This is a genomic window from Acidithiobacillus sp. TH-A35 (assembly GCF_057473505.1).
Genome location: NZ_JBYCKR010000312.1, coordinates 1 through 4,368 on the forward strand (window position 1 = coordinate 1; position 4,368 = coordinate 4,368).

At 56.4% G+C, this 4,368-nt stretch carries 6 protein-coding genes; 1 reads left to right on the top strand and 5 read right to left on the bottom strand.

What is annotated here, in order from left to right; translation table 11 throughout:
• Nucleotides 1-146 precede the first annotated feature (146 nt).
• The 4 genes from AC2VNK_RS09875 to AC2VNK_RS09890 all read right to left on the bottom strand — a co-directional run bounded on the left by AC2VNK_RS09875 (nucleotide 147) and on the right by AC2VNK_RS09890 (nucleotide 2,473).
• Nucleotides 147-626 (bottom strand): transposase, encoded by a 480-nt coding sequence (locus AC2VNK_RS09875; RefSeq protein ID WP_486883629.1) that lies wholly within the window; start codon nucleotides 624-626, stop codon nucleotides 147-149.
• A gap of 52 nt (nucleotides 627-678) precedes the next feature.
• Nucleotides 679-822, bottom strand: coding sequence for a hypothetical protein (locus tag AC2VNK_RS09880; RefSeq protein ID WP_486883630.1), 144 nt, complete (start codon nucleotides 820-822; stop codon nucleotides 679-681).
• Between the two features lie 319 nt (nucleotides 823-1,141).
• A complete protein-coding gene (locus AC2VNK_RS09885; protein WP_291523236.1) occupies nucleotides 1,142-1,543 on the bottom strand; it encodes a hypothetical protein in 402 nt (133 codons plus the stop codon).
• Nucleotides 1,544-2,164: 621 nt separating this feature from the next.
• Complete coding sequence (locus AC2VNK_RS09890) at nucleotides 2,165-2,473, bottom strand: hypothetical protein (protein WP_486883631.1); 309 nt, start codon at nucleotides 2,471-2,473, stop codon at nucleotides 2,165-2,167.
• A gap of 627 nt (nucleotides 2,474-3,100) precedes the next feature.
• Between AC2VNK_RS09890 and dusA the strand changes: the two genes are divergently transcribed.
• Nucleotides 3,101-4,051, top strand: coding sequence for a tRNA dihydrouridine(20/20a) synthase DusA (dusA, locus tag AC2VNK_RS09895; protein ID WP_486883632.1), 951 nt, complete (start codon nucleotides 3,101-3,103; stop codon nucleotides 4,049-4,051).
• Between the two features lie 3 nt (nucleotides 4,052-4,054).
• Here the strand turns inward: dusA and AC2VNK_RS09900 are convergent, their stop codons facing one another.
• On the bottom strand, nucleotides 4,055-4,366 hold the full coding sequence (locus tag AC2VNK_RS09900) for an ArsR/SmtB family transcription factor (RefSeq protein WP_486883633.1): 312 nt from the start codon (nucleotides 4,364-4,366) through the stop codon (nucleotides 4,055-4,057).
• Between the last annotated feature and the right edge of the window lie 2 nt (nucleotides 4,367-4,368).

The following is a 4,368-nucleotide window of genomic DNA, read 5'->3' on the forward strand; positions in this document are numbered from 1 at the left end:
GCCGGGCCGTAACTGCTTTTTTTAGGCTGATGGGTCAGGTTTTGCGCTGTTTGGAGGCGTGGAATACCCTCACCTTCACGCAAAGAGTAGTCATCCCACTCGCGATCTCCGCGAAAGTCGCTTTTCCCAGGTTTGCTCTGCCTTGTTCAGGAAGCAGGGTCGTGCATACAGGCGTAGGTACGGCCGCGAATGGCGACAAAGTCTGCGGCCACATTCGACGCGACGCTCAACGTCCAGGCACCGGCATGCCGGACGAGTCGGCCCGCCGGTACCTGAAAGAGCCGCCAGCGCACGGTGGCAACGCGATGCCGCTGCCAGCCCTCACCCAGGGCCGCGTGCTTGAACAGAACAAAGAGGTTATGGGCCATGACGCCGATCCGGAAGAAAGCCGCATTGGCACTTTCCTGACCGCAGGGCATCCGCTCCATACCAAATCCGATTTTGAGTTCCTTGATGCCATTCTCGGAATGTTCACCCCGCTGGCGGTACCAGATCAGCACATCGGCGGTACTGCCCGTGCGGTTGCTGGCGATGACGTAGTAACGCGGGGAGTCTTCTTCCAGCAGTTCCGCCTGATGACGATAGCGCACCACGATGAGTCGAAAGGCTTTGTGAGTGTGCTCCATACTGTGCACGGTCTCCGCCACGGCGCAGCCGGCGTATGGGGTCCAGGCGGATTCAGGGATCGCGGCCAATGGCGAAGGTCTTGCCGGTCGCTTCGCAGGCTTTGACGAAATCCAGATTGGCGCTGGCCGGAGCGACATTCCCGGCAGGGAAGTCATCGTGGATCACGACCTCGGCCTCCGCCAGGTGGCCCACCATGGGCATGTAGCTAGGTGATCTGCTTTCCCAAAGCCATTATACCGGAAACCCTTACAGTTTGGGCCCTTCACGCTATTTTTTCATTACGTCATCGCGGAATTAGGGGAGATTATCCCGACAGGTCCGTCCCCTGGATCGCCTGCCGCAGCTTTGATGGGACAGGGTTTTCCCACTCCCCCGATAACCGCTGTCCAGCAACTTCGCTGGTCTGGTAATATGGCGCGAGATGGATTTCAATAAAGGGTAGCGGATCATTCGACCAGGATTCTCGACTTCCTGACACACTATGCATGGAATTCGAGAATCGTTTGGGTACTGCTCACGGCGTTGGCGTTGATGGCTGGCAGGCAGCGGGCGTCGGCGGCAGCTTTGCGGCATCCGCGCCCTTGCTTTCCTGCCGTGTATGCGCCAACGGATCATGTGCATCTGGCAAGGCACCCGCCTTCCATGCGTCTGCAATGTCCTTTGAGCCAAAAGGTGGCCGCCACAAAACGATCTGGCATCCCATGGCCTGGATTTCTTCAGCTTGCCGCTGATGAGCTACATCCGTTTTGATCTGTGTCTCCTGGTCTTTCTCGTTCTCCAGAGAAAGGTAGAACGTGGTGGCGGCCTGTTGCAAAAAGAGGGCCTGCACATGCGGCTGGTCCAGAAACGCGCGTACTCCCGCCCCGCCCGACACCAGAATAGACGGCGCCGCCACCCGATGGGAGCGATATACCAATCCATGACCGCCAAGGCGTCTGTACCACCTTCCACGATCCACAATGCGCCATCGGACGGCCACACAGGATCACCGCCTCGCCAGATGGCCGGGAAGGATTTGTCGGAGTGCCTGGTGTCTAGCTTCGTGATCTCCTTTTCACCATTCCGGGATAAGATAGGTTTCACAAGCCGGACCGTCATGGAGCGCGGTTGACGGTAACTTCCGTCCCATCCGCGACTCAGAAAAATGTTTTGTCAAAAGTTATGCGGTCAACGCGGAATTGGGTAGCGGCTTGGCGGTCCGATTGCCCGAATCGCCAGCCGACACCATTATCCCGCTGCATGGCCCCCATATCCACCCTTCTCCCCGCCGGAAAAATCACCCCTGAGGTCGGCCACTAATATTTCGATTTCCCCGTCATCGGTTTCCCGATAATTTTCTGCATTTCAGAGAAAAGCGTCGAGCAGGTCGTGGTGACGCTGACCAATCCGCCCTGTGACCTTGCATCTGCCCCAGGAGGTAACGATCCATTCTTCATCTTGGTGATATGTGGGCCCTTGCGTCGGCTGCACATTCGGAGGCGCGCTGGGCTGACCGTTTTGGTTGGGAGCCTCACTTATGCTTTACCAGGCATGCGTCTCACCGTTTTTTTGCTGCCAAATAGGGTGATCCAAAAGGAGTCAGGAGGCTGGGAAGTGCTTTTGGCTTATGGTTCAGCCGCTGTGACGCCCTTTGTTCTTTTGGTGATTCTCCTGTTTCGTCATGGCGCTCCTGTGGCGCTGGCAGGAGCGCCCCGCCTTCATGCCTGAGGAAATACCGGTGCGGAATAGGCGCCGCATAGTTGTTCTTGGAAACGGAATACCTGATGCGCACGCCAGCCGCAGCGTCGTCATCTTCAACGTATGTGATCGCCGCGCCAAATAACGTGTGCGCATCTTGATTGACCATCCTTTTTTTCTGAGGGTTTCGGTGTCTATCGGTAGGATACGATATATCCCCATATCCCCCTTGGTAGCCTCAACCTCTCCAGCATGCCACAACCAGGAACAATGTTCAACTAGTTGATTGTAAATGGTTTATAGAGATATACTAAAAGCCATACCTTACTATCTGGCCTGTGATACCATGCTTCCTGTGATATCCTGTGATACAAGGCTTGGTGTAAACAACCCCGTCCTTCCCGCGCTTGAACTTGAGCGTGACGAGCGCAAGTCGCGAGGGGTGATGAGAATGCCAACCACCTGTTTTGACAACCAGGAATTCCGTATTTGGCGCTGCAATTACGCTGCACTTCGGAGCGGGACAGACAGGTATAACGCGGGATGGTGCGGGATACATTGGCGCGCAACATACTGATAACATTTATATATGAAAAAGGCTTATGATTCAAAATGCCGGAATATTATCATGCAGCGGGCTGCAAAGCCGCGTACCCCGGTTCGATTCCGGGCCCAGCCTCCAATTCGCTGAGATATTTTGTACGGCGATCGCCCTGCGAAGTTTGATTTCTTCCTGAGTTATCTGCTTTTCCAGGTCGGGGGATAGGGCGTGGCCGAACTAAACAAGCATACCGCGATGGATAAAATCCTGTCCGTAGCCCCCATGCTCGACTGGACAGACCGCCATTGTCGATATTTTCTGCGCCTGGTATGCCCTTCCTGTGTGCTTTATACCGAGATGGTCACCACCAGTGCGCTTCTTCTGGGGCGTGACCCTGAGCGATTTCTCGAATTCTCTGCGGCGGAGCACCCCCTGATTTTGCAGTTGGGGGGGGATGATCCGGCGGCGATGCGTGCGGTCGCAGCGATGGCGCATGCCTATGGCTATGACGGCCTCAATTTGAATGTGGGTTGTCCCTCGCCGCGGGTGCAGAAAGGCCGCTTTGGGGCCTGTCTGATGGCGACGCCTGAGCTGGTCGCCGAGTTGGTGGCAGCTATGGGAGAAAGTGGCTTGCCCGTCAGCGTGAAACACCGTCTCGGCCTGGATCGGGAAGAGGACTACGTGGCGCTGCGTGCTTTCATCGAAACCGTCGCGGTGGCGGGGTGCCGACACTTCATTGTTCATGCGCGTAATGCCTGGCTGAAAGGCCTCAGTCCGGCTGAAAACCGTGACGTGCCGCCCTTGCGCTGGGATTGGGTGCATCAGTTGAAAAAAGAGCTGCCGCATCTGACCATCGAGATCAATGGAGGCTTTAACGATTTGGCGGCGGTGACGGCGCAGTTTTCCGCAGTGGATGGGGTAATGATCGGGCGTGCTGCCTATCATCATCCCTTACTATTGGCGGAAATTGAACGTGCCATGGGGCGCAGGGAGACCCTGCCAGAACCCGAAGTGATCTTATCTGGATTGATAGAATATGCGGAACTGTGGGGGGAGGCGTTGCCGGCGCCGCGGTTAAGCCGCCATTTGCATGGGTTGCGCTTTGGGCAAAATGGCGCGGGAGCATGGCGTCATTTTCTGGGTACCGCCGAACTCGGTGAGAGCGCCGCGGAGTTTCTGCGGCGCGGTATGTCGCTGTTAGATTGAAAGTCAGGCGAGGACGTGGTGGCTCATGGCCAGCAGACGCAGGGTGCGCTGATCACGGATGCGAAAGTACACACGACTGGCTACCCGTCGCACCAGCACCAAGCCGCTGTCCTGCAGTAAGGCAAGATGCTGCGATGCATTGCTGTGGCTGGTATTGATGGCTTTCACGAGGCTTTGCATGCTCATTTCGCCTCGTCCCAGCAGGCAGATAATCTTGTACCGCAGGGGGTGAGACATGGCTTTGATCACCTCGGAAAGCTGCTCAATCTTGCGTTCGGGAATAATGGGATTTTGCATGGTTAGGCTCCTTGTCATCA